Consider the following 15,835-nt stretch of genomic DNA (forward strand, 5'->3'; position numbering starts at 1 on the left):
TTACATGTCTAATCTGCGTAGCCTGACGTTTGACGCCATTATTATTGGTGGCGGTGGCTCTGGCCTGCGAGCCGCTCTGGAGCTGGCGAAGTCCGGCAAAAAGACGGCCGTGTTATCGAAAGTTTTCCCGACCCGCTCTCACACCGTTTCTGCCCAGGGTGGTATTACCTGCGCGATTGCGTCCGATGACCCGAATGATGACTGGCGCTGGCATATGTACGACACCGTTAAAGGCGGCGACTATATCGCTGACCAGGACGCGGCGGAGTATATGTGTTCTGAAGGCCCGAAAGCGGTATTCGAGCTCGAGCATATGGGCCTGCCGTTCTCGCGTTTAGATAACGGTCGCATTTATCAGCGCCCGTTTGGCGGTCAGTCGAAGAACTTCGGTGAAGGTGGCCAGGCGGCTCGTACCTGTGCCGCTGCTGACCGTACCGGCCACGCGCTGTTGCACACCCTTTACCAGAATAATTTGAAGAACAATACCGTGTTCCTCAATGAGTGGTATGCAGTGGATTTGGTCAAAAATGCCAGCGGTGATGTGGTCGGCTGTATCGCCATGTGTATCGAGACGGGCGAAGTGGTTCACATTAAGTCCAAGGCCACAGTATTAGCTACTGGTGGAGCAGGCCGTATTTATGCTTCCACAACCAATGCGTTGATTAACACCGGTGACGGTATTGGCATGGCGCTGCGTGCGGGCTTCCCGATGCAAGACATGGAAATGTGGCAGTTCCACCCGACCGGTATTTACGGTGCGGGCACGCTGGTCACAGAAGGCTGCCGCGGTGAGGGTGGCTACCTGATCAACAAAGACGGCGAGCGCTTTATGGAGCGTTATGCGCCGAATGCCAAAGATTTGGCGGGCCGTGACGTTGTCGCCCGTTCGATGGTCATGGAAATTCTGGAAGGTCGTGGCTGTGGCGAGAAGGGCGATCACGTCTTCTTGAAGCTTGATCACCTGGGTGAAGAAGTACTTGGTAAGCGCCTACCTGGTATCGTTGAGCTCTCCAAGACGTTTGCTCACATCGATCCGGCAAAAGACCCGATCCCGGTCGTACCGACCTGCCATTACATGATGGGCGGTATTCCGACCAATATTCATGGTCAGGCGATTACCATGGACGAAAGCGGTAACGATCATATCGTTAACGGCCTGTTTGCCTGTGGTGAAGCAGCGTGTGTTTCTGTTCACGGTGCTAACCGCTTGGGCGGTAACTCGCTACTTGATCTAGTGGTCTTCGGTCGTGCTGCAGGCATGTTTATTGAAGGCGCGCTGAACGAAGGCATTGAGTACCTGGACGCTTCCGAGTCTGACATTGAGTCGGCCATGAAGCGGATCACGCGCTGGAATGAGTCTGAGGGTGGTGAAAGTATTCCTGAGCTGAAAGCTGAGCTTCAGGAAATCATGCAGACCTCCTTCGGCGTATTCCGCGAAGAGAAAAACATGCTGGAAGGCGTCGACAAGCTAGCGCTGCTGCGCGAGCGCATCGCTAATGCCTACTTGCCTGACAAGTCCAATGCCTTCAACACTGCCCGTGTAGAAGCACTGGAACTTGATAACTTGATGGAAGTGGCTGAAGCGACGGCGATCGCTGCCCTAGAGCGTAAAGAGAGCCGCGGCGCCCACTCGCGTTACGACTATCCAGACCGTGATGACGTCAACTGGCTGAAGCACTCGCTCTTCTTCCCAGCGACGAAAGAGCTGAAAAAACGCGACGTTAACTTCAAGCCGAAAACCGTTGATACGTTCGAGCCTAAGGTTCGTACCTACTAAACGCCGCATAGACGAGAGGGAGTCACTATGTCCAATCTTCAGGTATCCGTATACCGCTACAATCCGGAAACCGACTCCGCACCTTACATGCAGGAGTTTCAGGTCGATACTAAAGGCCGCGATGTGATGGTGCTGGATGTTCTTCATATGATGAAGGAACAAGACAGCGGTTTGGCGTTTCGTCGCAGCTGCCGTGAAGGCGTCTGCGGTTCAGACGGCATGAACATGAACGGCAAAAACGGCTTGGCATGTATCACGCCGCTGTCAGACGTTGTCAAAAACAACAAGCTGACCCTGCGCCCGCTGCCGGGCCTGCCGGTTATTCGCGATATGGTCGTGGATATGGGGCTGTTCTATAAGCAGTACGAGCGTATTCAGCCGTACCTGCAGAACGATACGCCTGCACCGGCCATTGAGCGTCTGCAGTCGCCAGAAGAGCGCGACAAGCTAGATGGCTTGTATGAGTGTATTCTATGTGCATGCTGTTCAACGTCTTGCCCGTCGTTCTGGTGGAACCCCGAGAAGTTTGTCGGCCCGGCCGGTTTGCTGCAGTCTTACCGCTTCCTGGCCGATTCACGTGACACGGCTACCAGCGAACGGTTGAGCAACCTGGAAGATCCGTTCTCGGTGTTCCGTTGCCGTGGCATCATGAACTGTGTAGCGGTGTGCCCAAAAGGGCTCAACCCTACCCGGGCAATTGGTAAAATTCGCGAAATGTTACTCGCTGATGCTACCTAAGCCTATGACATCTTAGTAAAAAAGCGCCTGCCACTTAAGTTGGGTGATAATGCCACTTAAATCATGGCGCTTCGCTTGTTATCATAGGGTTTGTCAGGCGGTGCGGCGTCACGTCGCACCGCTGATCAGACAAGTTTGAAAGCCGGTGCCTGGGGTACCGGCTTTCGAGCATGAACTGAAGACGAAACATCGTATGACCGCTAGAAGCACAGTATGACCGCTAGATGCGACATAAAGTGTTAGATGAAGAATAGCTAGACGAACAGGGTTTCCGGCCGTTGGCCGGCGCCGCCGGCAAATGTCCCGCCCCGCCGGCAGGGCAATAGCGATGTCGCCGCATGTTTGCGACGATACCGATACCACCCCATCAGTGCAGGGTGACCGAGAGATGCAACAAGGCATAATGGAGTTGATGTGGCGTTCCTCTCACGTTAGTGGCGGCAATGTTCACTACGTGGAAGCGCTTTACGAGCAGTACCTCGCCGATCCTGAGTCTGTCCCTGACGAATGGCGCAGCTATTTTGATGAGTTGCCGCGTCCCGAGGGCAGTGCCTCCCACGATGTTCCACTTAGCCCCGTGCGTGATCAGTTCTACCAGTTGGGGCGCGAAAGTCGCCCGGGCCGGGTAGTCGCCGCTGCCGATAGCGGTGAAAACAAAAAGCAGGTAAAAGTCCTGCAACTGATCAACGCTTACCGCTTCCGTGGCCATCAAAAGGCCAATATCGACCCGCTAGGGCTGCGTAATCCCACCCCCGTCCCCGATCTCGATCTGTCCTTTCATCAGCTTTCAAAAGCTGATCTGGATACCGAGTTCCAAACCGGTTCTTTCTTTTTAGGTATCGACAAAGCGCCACTGCGTGACATCGTAGATGCGTTGGAGCGTACTTACTGCCGCTCCATCGGCTGCGAGATCATGCATATCGTCGATACGGAAGAGAAACGCTGGCTACAACGGCGTTTTGAGTCGGTACGCAGTGCGCCTGATTTCAGTGCCGACGTGCGCAAGCACGTGCTGGAGCGTTTGACGGCCGCCGAAGGTTTGGAGAATTACCTGGCATCCAAGTATCCAGGTACCAAGCGTTTCGGTCTTGAAGGCGGCGAATCGTTTGTGCCGATGATGGACGAGCTTATCCAGCGTGCTGGCGGTTATGGCACCAAGGAAGTGGTCATCGGTATGGCGCACCGTGGTCGACTCAATCTGCTAGTCAATATTCTGGGTAAAAACCCAGCTGACTTGATTGATGAGTTCGACGGCAAGAAAGTCATCGAGCGTGGCTCAGGTGATGTGAAGTACCACCAGGGTTTCAGTTCGAACGTCATGTCCCCGGGCGGCGAAGTCCATTTGGCGATGTCGTTTAACCCGTCGCACTTGGAAATTGTCGCGCCTGTCGTAGAGGGTTCGGTGCGTGCCCGCCAAGATCGCCGTAACGACGAAGAGGGCAGTAAAGTACTGCCGATCAACGTCCACGGTGATGCGGCGTTTGCCGGTCAAGGCGTGGTGATGGAGACATTCCAGATGTCTCAGACCCGTGCTTATAAAACCGGTGGCACCGTCCATATTGTGATTAACAACCAAGTGGGCTTCACCACCTCGCATCCGCTGGATGCACGCTCTACCGAATACTGCACTGATATTGCCAAGATGGTTCAAGCGCCTATTTTTCATGTCAATGGCGATGACCCGGACGCAGTGCTGCACGCCACCCAAGTCGCTCTCGACTATCGCCAGCAGTTCAAAAAAGATGTGGTGATCGATCTCGTTTGCTACCGTCGCCGTGGCCACAACGAAGCTGACGAGCCGTCAGGCACGCAGCCGATGATGTATTCCAAGATCAAAGATCACCCTTCTGCGCGCTCGCTGTACGCCAAGCGCTTGGTTGATCAGGGCGTGCTCTCTGAAGAGTCCGCTAAAGCGATGATCGAAACCTATCGTGATGATCTCGTGGCAGGCAACCACGTTGCCAATGCACTGGTGCAAGAGCCCAACGCTTCTCTGTTCGTTGATTGGGCGCCTTACCTGGGTCACGAATGGTCTGGTGATGCCGACACGACGTTTGATATGAAGCGTCTGCAGCAGTTAGCGGCTCGCATGTGTGAAGTGCCGGACGGCGTCGAAGTGCAGCGTCAGGTGGCCAAGATTTATGAAGACCGGCGTAAAATGCAGGCTGGTGGTTTGGCACTTAACTGGGGCTTTGCGGAAACGCTAGCCTACGCCACGCTGCTAGAGCAGGGGCATCCGATCCGGATTACCGGGCAAGACGTTGGGCGCGGTACTTTCTCCCACCGTCATGCGGTGGTGCATAATCAGAAAGATGGCACTACCTATGTTCCGCTGCAGAATATGGCCGATGGTCAGCCGCGTTTCACCATTCATGACTCCTTCCTTTCGGAAGAAGCAGTGTTGGCATTTGAGTACGGCTACTCAACCACTGCGCCGAATGACTTGGTGATCTGGGAAGCTCAGTTTGGTGACTTCTTTAATGGCGCCCAGGTGGTCGTGGATCAGTTCATCTCGTCGGGTGAAACGAAGTGGGGCCGGGTGTGTGGTTTAACCATGCTGTTGCCACACGGCTACGAAGGCCAGGGCCCGGAGCACTCTTCGGCGCGTTTGGAGCGCTTCCTGCAAATGTGTGCTGAGCACAATATGCAGGTCTGCGTACCCACCACGCCCGCACAGATTTATCATCTACTGCGTCGTCAGGTGATTCGCCCGCTGCGCAAACCGCTGGTGGTGATGACACCTAAATCGCTGCTGCGTCATAAAGAAGCGATTTCGAGCCTTGAAGATCTCGCTCACGGTAAGTTCCATATGGTACTCGCCGACCAGGCAGATCTGGCGCCGAAGAAGGTCACACGCGTTGTGCTATGTGCTGGCAAGGTCTACTACGACTTAGCCGCTTGGCGCGCTGAGAATGAGCGTCATGACACGGCAGTTGTGCGTATTGAGCAGCTATACCCCTTCCCGAAAGAAGAGCTTCTGGAAGCGCTGCAAGACTATACCAACGTAGAAGATATTGTGTGGTGCCAGGAAGAGCCGCTTAATCAGGGCGCTTGGTACTCCAGCCAGCACAATATGCGTGCAGTGGCCGACATGCTGAAAGATGGCCTTGGTCGCGAGTTGAAATTTGCAGGACGTCCTGCCTCTGCTGCTCCAGCAGCTGGCTATATGTCCGTCCACACTGAACAGCAGCGCCAGCTGGTGGAAGACGCTTTTAATTTATAAGCGACCACCGGATTTAGAGAACATATAAGGGAAACGACATGGCTACTGAGATCAAAGCGCCAACCTTTCCGGAATCCGTTGCCGAAGGCACAGTGGCGGCGTGGCATAAAAAGCCGGGTGACAGCGTTGAGCGTGACGAGCTGATTGTTGAGATCGAAACCGACAAAGTGGTGCTGGAAGTCGTCGCACCGGAAGCGGGAACCCTGACCGACGTAATGGCCGAAGAGGGCGATACGGTTGCGTCAGAACAGGTGCTGGGCAAAATCGGCGAAGGCAGCGCGTCTGGCAGCAAAAAAGAAGAGAAATCTTCGGGCGATGACAGCGCTGAAAAATCCGAAGAGAAGTCTGAAGGTAAGAAAGAAGAGAAAAAAGCCAGCGGTGGCGGCAAGCAACACGACGTAAAAGCCCCCAGCTTCCCTGAGTCGATCCAGGAAGGCACCGTGGCGACCTGGCACAAAAAGGTCGGTGAAGCGGTCAAGCGCGATGACGTGCTGGCCGACATCGAAACCGATAAGGTTGTGCTGGAAGTGGTCGCTCCGGCCGATGGCGCCCTGGCTGAAATTAAAGCCGAAGAGGGTAGCCAGGTTGAATCTGAAGCGATTCTTGCGACCTTCACCGAAGGGGCCGGTGGCGACAGTGGAAGCGAAAGCGGTGGCGATTCAGCGTCCGCTAAAGCAGACAGCAGCGATGGCGATGGCGCCGACGAGAAAGTCGGTGACAAAATCCTCGCTCCGGCCGCACGTAAAATGGTTGCCGAGCATGACCTGGACGTTGCCAAGATTGAAGGCACCGGCAAAGGTGGCCGCATCTTGAAAGAAGACGTTCAGAAAGCGGTCAAAGACGGTTCTGCCAAGAAAGCAGCAAAATCGTCTGCACCAGCGAAAGCTGCCGCGGCACCAACTGCCGAAGGTGAGCGCATCGAGAAGCGCGTACCGATGAGCCGTCTGCGTCAGACCATCGCCAAGCGCCTGGTTCAGGCGCAGCAAACCGCGGCGATGCTGACTACCTACAACGAAGTGGACATGACCGAGATCATGGCCCTCCGTGCGCAGTACAAAGAGACGTTCTTAAAAGCTCACGACATTAAGCTGGGCTTTATGGGCTTCTTTGTAAAAGCGGCTTCAGAAGCGCTCAAGCGGTTCCCGGACGTTAACGCCTCTATCGACGGCACCGACATCGTTTATCACGGTTATCAGGATATCGGCGTTGCGGTATCCACTGACCGTGGTTTGGTTGTACCGGTACTGCGTGACACCGACAGCATGAAAATCGCTGACGTCGAGCGCAAGATTGTCGACTTCGGCAAGCGTGGTCGTGACGGTAAGCTGGGCATGGACGACATGATCGGCGGCACCTTTACCATCACCAACGGCGGTACCTTTGGCTCGTTGATGTCCACCCCGATCATCAACCCGCCGCAAACTGCCATTCTGGGCATGCACAAAATCCAGGATCGTCCGATGGCCATCAACGGCAAGGTCGAGATTCGCCCGATGATGTATCTGGCGCTCTCTTATGACCACCGTATGATCGACGGCAAAGACGCCGTTCAATTCTTGGTCACCTTGAAAGAATTGCTGGAAGACCCGGCACGTCTACTGCTGGATATCTAAAAAAGCATAAGCGTCATATTGATTTAGTACGCTTCTGCTTAACCAGGATATATCTGCAATCGTACACAGCCTTCCGCCCGGTTCGAGTTAAAGCGGGCGGAAGGCCAGCAAGCTAGAGGAGCCAACATGGCTGATAAGTTTGATGTGATCGTTATTGGTGCCGGCCCTGGCGGTTACGTCGCCGCCATTCGTGCCGCACAGATGGGCCTAAAAACGGCCTGTGTCGAAAAATGGGTTAACAAGGAAGGTAAAACAGTTCACGGCGGCACTTGCCTAAACGTGGGCTGTATTCCCTCGAAGGCCTTGCTGGAAACCTCGCACAAGTTTGTTGAGGCCCGTGACCATTACGCCGAGATTGGTATTGAAATCAGCGATGTGTCAACGAACATTGCCAAGATGCTTGAGTTCAAGGATCAGGTCATCGCCAAGAACGTCGGTGGTATTAGCGCGCTGTTCAAAGCCAATGGTGTTACCGCCCTTGAAGGCACCGGCAAAGTAGTCGCGTCTAAGCAGGTCGAAGTTACTGGCCATGATGGTGAAAAAACCACCTATGACGCTGACAACATTGTTATCGCAGCGGGCTCTGTGCCGGTTGAGATTCCGCCGACCCCGATGACCGAAGGCTTGATCGTTGACTCTAGTGGTGCACTTGAATTTACCGAAGCACCTAAGCGTCTGGGTGTGATTGGGGCTGGCGTCATCGGTCTCGAACTGGGCAGTGTGTGGAGTCGCCTGGGCAGTGAAGTCACTATGCTTGAAGCCATGGACACCTTCCTGCCGATGGTGGATACCGCCATCGCCAAGGAGACCCAGAAGCTACTCAAGAAGCAGGGCCTGGATATCAAACTCGGCGCTCGTGTGACCGGTTCGGAAGTCAAAGGCGAAGAAGTCGTTGTGAAGTACAGCGATGCCAACGGCGAACAAGAGATGACCTTTGACAAGCTCATCGTTTGTGTTGGCCGTCGCCCCTACACCAAAGGCGTAATTGACGAAGGCGTTAGCGTTGAGTTGGATGAGCGTGGCTTTATCTTTGTCGATGACCAGTGCCGTACCAACGTCCCGGGCATTTATGCTATCGGCGACTGTGTACGCGGCCCGATGCTGGCGCATAAAGCCTCTGAAGAAGGCGTTATGGTGGCCGATATTATCGCTGGCCATAAGGCTGAGATGAATTATGACGCTATTCCTAGCGTGATCTATACCGCACCAGAAGTGGCTTGGGTCGGTATTAACGAGCAGGAAGCCAAGGCTGCTGGAATTGAGATTAAAACGGGTTCTTTCCCGTTTGCAGCTAACGGTAGGGCGCTCGCCAACAACGCTTCAGATGGCATGGCTAAGATCATCGCTGATGCGGAAACTGACCGCATTCTCGGTATGCACATTGTGGGTCAACACGCTGGCGAATTGATTGCCCAGGGTGTGATTGCCATGGAGTTCGGCTCCAGCGCTGAGGATTTGGCATTGACGTGTTATGCGCACCCAACGACTGCTGAAGCAATTCATGAAGCAGCGCTTGCGGTAGATGGTCACGCGATTCATATGGCCAATCGCAAGAAGCGTAAGTAATTTAGTTAAACAACGAAGCGCCACCTTTTAAGGGTGGCGCAAACTTTCGGCTTTGTCTTAATCCACAAAGATCGAAAGAACGGGGATGGCCAGTTTTTTAGAAACTGATCATCGTTCGAGTCACATGCAACCAATGGCATGAATCGATGAATCTTCACGAGTATCAAGGTAAACAGCTGTTTGCCGACTATGGTCTACCAGTGTCTAAAGGCTTTGCAGTCGACACGCCCGAAGAAGCGGAAGAGGCTTGCAAAAAAATCGGTGGTGACATGTGGGTGGTTAAAGCCCAGGTTCACGCCGGTGGCCGTGGTAAAGCGGGTGGCGTTAAGCTGATTAAAGACCCGGCTGAAGCCAAAACATTTGCAGAGCAGTGGCTGGGTAAAAACCTGGTAACCTTCCAGACTGACGAAAAAGGTCAGCCTGTTGCCAAGATTTTGGTTGAGACCTGCACTGACATCGCCGATGAGCTGTATCTCGGTGCCGTGGTTGACCGTACTACCCGTCGTGTGGTCTTCATGGCCTCCACCGAAGGTGGTGTCGAGATCGAGACGGTTGCAGAAGAGACGCCGGAAAAGATTCTCAAAGCCGAAATCGATCCGCTGGTCGGCGCGCAGCCGTACCAAGCGCGTGAGCTAGCCTTTGAGCTGGGCCTGAAGGGCGACCAGATCAAGCAGTTCACCAAGATTTTCCTGGGTCTGTCTCAGTTGTTCCACGACAAAGACCTGGCGCTGTTGGAAATTAACCCGCTGGTCGTCACTGAAGAAGGCAATCTGCACTGCCTCGACGCCAAACTGGGTCTGGATAGCAACGCTCTATACCGTCACCCTGACCTGCAGGCCATGCGTGACCCTTCGCAAGAAGATCAGCGTGAAGCCGATGCGGCGAAGTGGGAACTTAACTATGTCGCGCTTGATGGCAACATCGGCTGCATGGTTAACGGCGCAGGTTTGGCCATGGGCACCATGGACATCGTCAACCTGAGCGGCGGCAAGCCCGCTAACTTCTTGGACGTTGGCGGCGGCGCCACCAAGGAGCGCGTGGCAGAAGCGTTCAAAATCATCCTCTCTGACGACAATGTTAAAGCCGTACTGGTTAACATTTTCGGCGGTATCGTTCGTTGTGACATGATTGCTGAAGGCATTATCGGTGCCGTTGAGCAAGTGGGTGTCAACGTACCGGTTGTCGTACGTCTGGAAGGTAACAACGCCGAGCTGGGTGCTGAAAAACTAGCATCTAGCGGTTTGAACATCATCGCGGCTACCAGTCTGACCGACGCGGCTCAGCAGGTCGTTAAAGCGGCGGAGGGCAAGTAATGAGCATCCTGATCGATAAGAACACCAAGGTCATCTGCCAGGGCTTTACCGGTGGCCAAGGCACGTTCCACTCCGAGCAGGCGATTGCCTACGGTACGCAAATGGTCGGTGGTGTTACACCGGGTAAAGGCGGCCAGGAGCACCTCGGTCTGCCTGTTTTCAACACCGTGAAAGAAGCGGTAGCGAAAACCGGCGCGGAAGCCAGCGTTATTTACGTACCGGCGCCGTTCTGTAAAGACTCGATTCTTGAAGCGGCGAATGCCGGTATCAAGCTGATTGTGTGCATCACTGAAGGCATCGCTACGCTAGACATGCTCGAAGCCAAAGTGAAGTGCGACGAACTGGGTGTACGTCTGATCGGCCCCAACTGCCCAGGTGTTATCACCCCAGGCGAATGCAAAATCGGCATCATGCCGGGTCACATTCACCAGCCGGGCCGTGTCGGTATCGTATCGCGCTCTGGTACCTTGACCTATGAAGCCGTTAAGCAGACCACTGATCACGGTTTTGGTCAGTCTACCTGTGTGGGCATCGGCGGCGACCCGATTCCGGGCTCTAACTTCATCGACATCCTTGAGATGTTCGAGAAAGACCCGAAAACCGAAGCTATCGTCATGATCGGCGAAATCGGTGGCACGGCTGAAGAAGAAGCGGCGGCTTACATCAAAGCCAACGTTTCCAAGCCCGTGGTTTCCTACATTGCCGGTGTTACTGCACCTCCTGGCAAGCGTATGGGCCACGCGGGCGCGATCATCTCTGGCGGTAAAGGCACCGCTGACGAGAAGTTTGCTGCTCTAGAAGACGCCGGTGTTAAAACCGTGCGCTCTTTGGCTGAAATCGGTGATGCGCTGAAAGAAGTGACTGGCTGGTAAGCCATTGACGTTTAGCTGCACGCTATAAGGGCGCCTCTCGGGGCGCCCTTACTGTTTTTGGTTTCTACCCTTGCGCCATTACATCTGCTATCACGCCGCAGAGCGACGCAGCATGCGATAGCTATACAGTACAAAGAGCGGCGCGCCTGCCGCCAAATATAAATGGTAGCTGACCAACCGCCACACCAGTACCGCTGCTGCGGCCTGCTCGCGCTCCATCAACGGTAACAACAGGCTTCCTACGCCCACCTCCGCAGCACCCGCGCCGCCGGGCAGAAAACTAAATTGGCTGGCTGCCATCGCCAGCATCTGGGTCAAGAATGTCCACATCCAGTCCGCATGGCCACCTACTCCCAGTACTGCCAAATAGAGCAAGCTGTAGCGCATGAGCCAGTGCGCCGTCGTCAGCGCTAGCATGGCGATCAGTATACTGCGTGGGAGCTTAAGGGTGACCTTTAACGCATGCCGACAGCGCAATAGGCGCCGTACGAGCCAGCGTCGCTGATATCGGCTTGGCCATGGCGTGTTCACGCCGGGTGAACGCAATAGGCTGGGTAGATAACGCATTACGACAATCACCAGCGCTGCCATGAACGCTAATCCTACCAGTGCCCACTGCACGAGCGACTGATGTGGCCATTGGGTGTCGCTTAGCATTGAAAAGAGCACCAGGCCGCTCAGCATGGCCAGGAAGAACAGTAAATCGCAGCCTTGATCAATCAGGAACACCGCCGCGCCCTTGGCAGGCGGGAAACCGCGCCGCGCAAGCAACAACAACAGGGTTGCTGGGCCACCGCTGCCGCCTGGGGTGGCGCACAGGGCAAACTTGGACGCCAGCTCGATACCCAGCGCGCCGCGCTGGCCGAGCCTGCCCGCACGGCCACCCAGCATCAAACGTAGCCTTGCTGCATTCAGGTTCCAGCACAGAAAGGCCATCACCAGCATCAATAACAGCAGCCCAAGTGGGAAGTGTTTGACGCGCTGCAGTGCTTCAGCGCCACCCAACCAAGCAGTGAGCACTAGTGGTGCAATCAGCGCTAAGGCAATCATCACACCATGGATGGGTCGCCATTTCAGTAGCTGACGGCGACTAGTGGTGTTGGTGGAGTGCATACGGTTGGCTGCCGTGGCAAAGCTGCTGATAGTGCTCCAGCAGGGAATGCATGACACCATCCCAGTTGAAATGGCGCTCTACATGGCGGCGCGCATAGCGCCCACTGGCGGCGACATCATTACTGAACAGTGCCACACACGCCTCCGCCATGGCAACGGGGTCGAGCGGTTTGCATAAAATACCCGCCCCCAGCGGCACGTTTTCTGCCAGCGCCCCTGCGTTCGCTGCTATTACTGGAATGCCGCTTGCCATCGCTTCCTGAGCAATTAAGCCGAAGGTTTCTCGGGTGCCCGCATGTAACAGCGCATCGCTACTGGCTAGCGCCTTCGCGACCTCGTGGGCGCCACAACAGCGATCAACGATGGTGACATTACTGGGTACGTGATGTGGCATGCCGGGCCCCATCAGCAGCAAATGATAATCGCTGCCTAGCTGACGCATCGTCGTAAGCAGCACATCAATATTTTTCTCGCGGGAATTGCGGCCCACAAAGATCAGCAGCTTTTTGTCGCTGGGTATACCCATGGTTTGGCGAAACGCAGAGTCACACTGCTGGGGATTGAATTGCGCCAAATCGACGCCCAATGGCTGAACGCGAACGTTATTGACGCCCCAGTCATTCAGTCGATTCGCCATGGCGTTACAGGGTGCCAGCACGCTATCAAACTGGCTATAAAGCGTCGTGACATAGTGGGTTAAGCGTTTCTCAACGTAGCGCCCAAAGCGATCACCCATCAGGCGCGGAAGATCAGAGTGATAAAAGCCCACCACAGGCACGCCGAGGCGTTGCCCCGCATCGAGCGCCGCCCAGGCCGTTACATAGGGGTCGCCAGCCTCTATCAGATCGGGCTTCAGATCAATCAGTGCATCACGCCACGGAGAACCGCGTAGCGGAAAGCGGTAACCTTGCCCCAAAGGAAGGTGTAACGCCGGTAGCGTGTGGTGGTCGCCAAGACTATCCCGCTCCGCCCCCGGCACCAGCAGGCTGGTGCGCAGCTGTGGAATACGCGAGAAAACACGGTGTTTGGCCTGCAAATAGGTACGCACACCGCCGCTGGCGGGGGCATGAAACATCGTCACATCGGCAATGTGCAAGCTAACCTCCAACCCCAAAGAGTGTCATCGTTTCACCATAAAGGAGAAATAAGTCAGTTCAGAGACAACGGAGCCCGTTTGTGTCTATGTGGCAGGGCTCTCGGCAGGCGCCACCATGGCGACCACTCTGGCGATGATCTACCCCGATATCTTTGCGGCGGTAGGCGTGCACTCTGGGCTGCTCCACGGCGTGGTCAAGAGTTTCCCCGATGCCTTGGGGGTCATGCAGGGAGGCACAGGGCCCCTCGCTGGCGGTAACAAAGCAAAAGGAGCCGGGTGGGCGTCGGATGTGCCAGCGATTATGTTTCATGGCGACCGCGACACCACCGTGCTCCCCCGCAACGCGGATCGCGTGGCCGCCCAGTACAGCACATCGCGTCAAGCAGGAGCGACGGTAGTGCAAGGCAACGTTCCAAGGGCCGCGGCTACACCTGTACCACCCACCGTGATGCTTCGGGTAAGCCATGCTTAGAGCAGTGGCGTATCCATGGGGGCATGGCTTGGTCAGGAGGTAGCAAAAAGGGCAGCTATACCGACCCTCAAGGCCCTGACGCTGCCCGGGAAATGCTGCGGTTCTTCTGTCAGCATCGGCAGATAGTGTCATAGAACTGGCCGATATCTGCTCAGGTTATGTCTAGTCTGTCAGTAAGTTAGCGCAGGTGAGACGCGCTGGTATAGTAGATACTCTTTGATTATGTATAAAAGTTGACAATAGTTTGCAAAGGTTGAGTTACAGTTTTCATTCTTGTTGCCTAAAATCCTAGCTCTTTCACTTGTTAGGATTTGGCAATGCTTTCACGGTTCAAGATCGGTACACGGCTCGCACTGGCTTTTGGCTTGGTCTCGCTATTTCTTTTGGGCACTTTAATAGCGGGAATTATGGGCATCACCTTCACCAAGGATACTGCCCAAAAAACCTTGGACACGGACGTAGCACTCGCAAGCAATGCCGCTGAAATTCAGCGTCTGGCATTGCAAGCGCGGCGCTTTGAAAAAGATATCTTCATCAATATTGACAGTCGTGATCGTGTAGCGGCTTATCAGCAAAGTTGGGTGGCGACCATCGAAGAAATACAGGCCGCCTTCCAGGCGGGTAGCCAAATTGCCGATAAAGATAGCCTCGATGCTTTGTACCAACAGGCAGGAAGCGCCCTCCAGGGGTATGAAGAGGGTTTTTTGTCAGTCTATCGCCAAATTGAACTAGGCAGTATTACCGAAACCTCTCAAGCCAATCTGGCTTTCGGTGAGCATAAAGAGAGTATCTACCAGCTTGAGGAGTTGGCTGATGAAATTAGCCTAGTGGCTGCTGAAGGGGTCAAGACGGCTAACGAGGCGATAAATGCCGAGTATCGTTTGGCTATTTGGCAGCTTTGTATTTTCGCGGGGGTGGCGTTGTTGATGGCGCTGGCGCTGGCAATTGCTATTACGCGTAGCATTGTATTGCCTTTGCGGAGAGCGGTTGAGGTTGCTAGGCGCGTTGCGGAAGGAGATTTGCGACACGATATCGTAACCACAGGACGTGATGAAACGGCTCAGTTATTAACCTCCATGGCCGAAATGAGTAAAGAGCTCACTACCTTGGTCGCATCACTACGTGACTCTAGCGAGAATGTCTTGAACGGAGCCAATGAAATTGCCCAAGGTGGGCAGGAGCTCGCCGCTCGTACTGAGCAGCAAGCAGCTGCCTTGCAGGAGACGGCTTCAAGTATGGAGGAGATGACGGCAACGGTTCGCCAGAATAGTGATTCAACCAAAGAGGCTGATACGCTGGCCCATAATGCTTCGCAACAGATGCAAAGCAGTGGTGAAGAAGTTTCCCGAAGTGTGGAATTAATGCGCGAAGTGACAGCCGCATCGCTAAGCATGGATAAGATCGTTGAGGCCATCGATACGATTGCATTTCAAACCAATATCCTGGCTTTAAACGCCTCCGTTGAAGCGGCGCGTGCTGGTGATAAAGGCCGTGGATTTGCAGTGGTCGCTACAGAAGTTCGTGCGCTAGCAAGCCGCAGTGCCGCTTCAGCAGGTGAGATTCGTAGTATGCTCGACGATACGCGTAGCAAAATAAAGCTATGTTCTGACCAAGCGGAGCGAGGCGCTGCGACCATAGGTGAGACGGAAGCGGTGATCCAGCGCCTCGCTATGCTGATGGTCGAGGTCTCCTCTGCCACTCGGGAGCAAAGCAGTGGTATTGAGCAGATCAATACTGCTATTACTGAAATGGATTCTACCACTCAGCAAAACAGCACCTTGGTTCAGCAGTCGACTAATGCAGCATTTTCCCTGGAAGATCAGGCTGGGCGACTTCGCGAGCTGGTAGCTGCCTTTCAAATAGATGAAGCTGTTGTGAAAAAAGCAACAGAGTACAAGCCTGCAATGGCCTTATCCTCGGCTGCAAGACAAGCAGAGTTCTAATAATCTGATAACAACAGTGGCGCCTCAAAGGCGCTGCTGCTTTTTAATGGGCTAATAAAGTTTTTCACTAGGTTGTGCCATCAGGAAGTGGTCCTCTTCGCGCAGCGAA

At 54.7% G+C, this 15,835-nt stretch carries 11 protein-coding genes; 9 read left to right on the plus strand and 2 right to left on the minus strand.

Annotation, left to right across the window (positions count from 1 at the left end; all coding sequences use genetic code 11):
• Nucleotides 1-4: 4 nt before the first annotated feature.
• The 7 genes from sdhA (at nt 5) to sucD (ending at nt 11,102) form a co-directional block, all read left to right on the plus strand.
• Nucleotides 5-1,777: a succinate dehydrogenase flavoprotein subunit gene (sdhA, locus tag HALTITAN_RS12190; protein ID WP_022520468.1), complete on the plus strand. Its 1,773-nt coding sequence runs from the start codon at nt 5-7 to the stop codon at nt 1,775-1,777.
• 27 nt (nt 1,778-1,804) lie between these two features.
• Complete coding sequence (locus HALTITAN_RS12195; RefSeq protein ID WP_009287296.1) at nt 1,805-2,515, plus strand: succinate dehydrogenase iron-sulfur subunit; 711 nt, start codon at nt 1,805-1,807, stop codon at nt 2,513-2,515.
• Between the two features lie 388 nt (nt 2,516-2,903).
• Nucleotides 2,904-5,738 carry a 2-oxoglutarate dehydrogenase E1 component gene (locus tag HALTITAN_RS12200; RefSeq protein WP_027959716.1) on the plus strand — a complete coding sequence of 945 codons (2,835 nt, stop codon included), beginning with the start codon at nt 2,904-2,906 and terminating at the stop codon, nt 5,736-5,738.
• Nucleotides 5,739-5,776: 38 nt separating this feature from the next.
• Entirely contained in the window at nt 5,777-7,351 is a 1,575-nt protein-coding gene (gene odhB / locus HALTITAN_RS12205) for a 2-oxoglutarate dehydrogenase complex dihydrolipoyllysine-residue succinyltransferase (RefSeq protein WP_039859309.1), read from the plus strand.
• 126 nt (nt 7,352-7,477) lie between these two features.
• Nucleotides 7,478-8,917, plus strand: a complete 1,440-nt coding sequence (gene lpdA, locus HALTITAN_RS12210) for a dihydrolipoyl dehydrogenase (RefSeq protein ID WP_009287298.1) — start codon at nt 7,478-7,480, stop codon at nt 8,915-8,917.
• Nucleotides 8,918-9,063: 146 nt separating this feature from the next.
• A complete protein-coding gene (gene sucC, locus HALTITAN_RS12215; RefSeq protein ID WP_009287299.1) occupies nt 9,064-10,230 on the plus strand; it encodes an ADP-forming succinate--CoA ligase subunit beta in 1,167 nt (388 codons plus the stop codon).
• Complete coding sequence (gene sucD, locus HALTITAN_RS12220; protein ID WP_009287300.1) at nt 10,230-11,102, plus strand: succinate--CoA ligase subunit alpha; 873 nt, start codon at nt 10,230-10,232, stop codon at nt 11,100-11,102. The genes sucC and sucD overlap by 1 nt, the downstream gene beginning before the upstream one ends.
• A gap of 90 nt (nt 11,103-11,192) precedes the next feature.
• On the opposite strand, the gene gpgF is transcribed toward sucD, so the two are convergent.
• Both gpgF and gpgS read right to left on the minus strand, forming a co-directional pair.
• A complete protein-coding gene (gene gpgF / locus HALTITAN_RS12225) occupies nt 11,193-12,215 on the minus strand; it encodes a glucosaminyl phosphatidylglycerol flippase (RefSeq protein WP_051052016.1) in 1,023 nt (340 codons plus the stop codon).
• Nucleotides 12,193-13,311, minus strand: a complete 1,119-nt coding sequence (gene gpgS / locus HALTITAN_RS12230) for an N-acetylglucosaminyl phosphatidylglycerol synthase (RefSeq protein WP_035538532.1) — start codon at nt 13,309-13,311, stop codon at nt 12,193-12,195. The genes gpgF and gpgS overlap by 23 nt, the downstream gene beginning before the upstream one ends.
• 115 nt (nt 13,312-13,426) lie before the next feature.
• Here gpgS and HALTITAN_RS12235 point away from each other — a divergent pair, with 115 nt between their 5' ends.
• Together HALTITAN_RS12235 and HALTITAN_RS12240 are read left to right on the plus strand one after the other, a co-directional pair.
• Nucleotides 13,427-13,783 (plus strand): PHB depolymerase family esterase, encoded by a 357-nt coding sequence (locus HALTITAN_RS12235; RefSeq protein ID WP_027959714.1) that lies wholly within the window; start codon nt 13,427-13,429, stop codon nt 13,781-13,783.
• 317 nt (nt 13,784-14,100) lie between these two features.
• The gene (locus HALTITAN_RS12240) at nt 14,101-15,726 is read left to right on the plus strand and encodes a methyl-accepting chemotaxis protein (RefSeq protein ID WP_039859310.1); all 1,626 of its coding nucleotides are present in this window, start codon (nt 14,101-14,103) and stop codon (nt 15,724-15,726) included.
• Nucleotides 15,727-15,835 lie beyond the last annotated feature (109 nt).

This window comes from Vreelandella titanicae BH1, assembly GCF_000336575.1.
GTDB classification, from domain to species: Bacteria; Pseudomonadota; Gammaproteobacteria; order Pseudomonadales; family Halomonadaceae; genus Vreelandella; species Vreelandella titanicae.

Coding starts and splice junctions, on each gene's coding strand:
- sdhA (WP_022520468.1), top strand. CDS start 5: ATGTCTAATCTGCGTAGCCTGACGTTTGACGCCATTATTATTGGTGGC.
- HALTITAN_RS12195 (WP_009287296.1), top strand. CDS start 1,805: ATGTCCAATCTTCAGGTATCCGTATACCGCTACAATCCGGAAACCGAC.
- HALTITAN_RS12200 (WP_027959716.1), top strand. CDS start 2,904: ATGCAACAAGGCATAATGGAGTTGATGTGGCGTTCCTCTCACGTTAGT.
- odhB (WP_039859309.1), top strand. CDS start 5,777: ATGGCTACTGAGATCAAAGCGCCAACCTTTCCGGAATCCGTTGCCGAA.
- lpdA (WP_009287298.1), top strand. CDS start 7,478: ATGGCTGATAAGTTTGATGTGATCGTTATTGGTGCCGGCCCTGGCGGT.
- sucC (WP_009287299.1), top strand. CDS start 9,064: ATGAATCTTCACGAGTATCAAGGTAAACAGCTGTTTGCCGACTATGGT.
- sucD (WP_009287300.1), top strand. CDS start 10,230: ATGAGCATCCTGATCGATAAGAACACCAAGGTCATCTGCCAGGGCTTT.
- gpgF (WP_051052016.1), bottom strand. CDS start 12,215: ATGCACTCCACCAACACCACTAGTCGCCGTCAGCTACTGAAATGGCGA.
- HALTITAN_RS12235 (WP_027959714.1), top strand. CDS start 13,427: ATGGCGACCACTCTGGCGATGATCTACCCCGATATCTTTGCGGCGGTA.
- HALTITAN_RS12240 (WP_039859310.1), top strand. CDS start 14,101: ATGCTTTCACGGTTCAAGATCGGTACACGGCTCGCACTGGCTTTTGGC.